Below are 631 nucleotides of genomic sequence, written 5' to 3'. Positions count from 1 at the left end.
CAAAATTGAGACACTTTCTCTGCTCACGTGACAACTGTAAGAGTTCATCACGAAACCACTTGAAGTATTCGCGACTCGAAAAAGGCGTCACATTTAGATTTAGAGCATAATTTTTAGAGCTGTCAAAATTCTCTTTAAAGTCTTTTAAGAATTTATGAAGTACAGCTCTATCCATTTGAGCTTCATAGCCCACTTGTCTGATAGCAGAGATAAACCGGGACGCTTTAACAATGCCATTTTCAGGATCCCGAATTCGACATGTTAACTCTTCGTGTAAGGCTTTTTTATGCGTCGCATCACTTATTGAGTGAACCGATTGTGCGTAGAGTATCACATTTTCTGATGTAAGTGCCGTATCAAATAACGTACGCCATCGCACACTTCCGCGCGCTTCTTCATCGTGGTTCCATTTCTTAAAACGGCTCCAGTTATTGTTGTTTTGTAGCTGCGCACTTCTGAGTGCCGTTTCCGCCTCATCAATAATTTGGCTGTGTCGCTCTCCCTCTTTGTACATAGTGATACCAATATGGCACCAGTTGTCGGGGTCGAGCGGATCTGGCGGCGTAAGTTTCTCTAGTTGACGAATACATTGTGAGGCCAAGTTGGCAACATCTTTGGCGCTTTGATGAGG

At 43.3% G+C, this 631-nt stretch carries 1 protein-coding gene; it reads right to left on the bottom strand.

The genetic code is table 11. The features are described 5' to 3' along the window. Nucleotides 1-631 (bottom strand): EAL domain-containing protein (locus R7Z47_RS25460; RefSeq protein ID WP_318130841.1); only part of this gene is annotated, 631 nt, incomplete at both ends.

Origin of the sequence: Vibrio sp. 1641 (assembly GCF_033339995.1) — a bacterium.
GTDB lineage: Bacteria > Pseudomonadota > Gammaproteobacteria > Enterobacterales > Vibrionaceae > Vibrio > Vibrio alginolyticus.
Note: the sequence above shows the minus strand (reverse complement) of the source record. Positions and strands in the feature narration are given on the sequence as shown.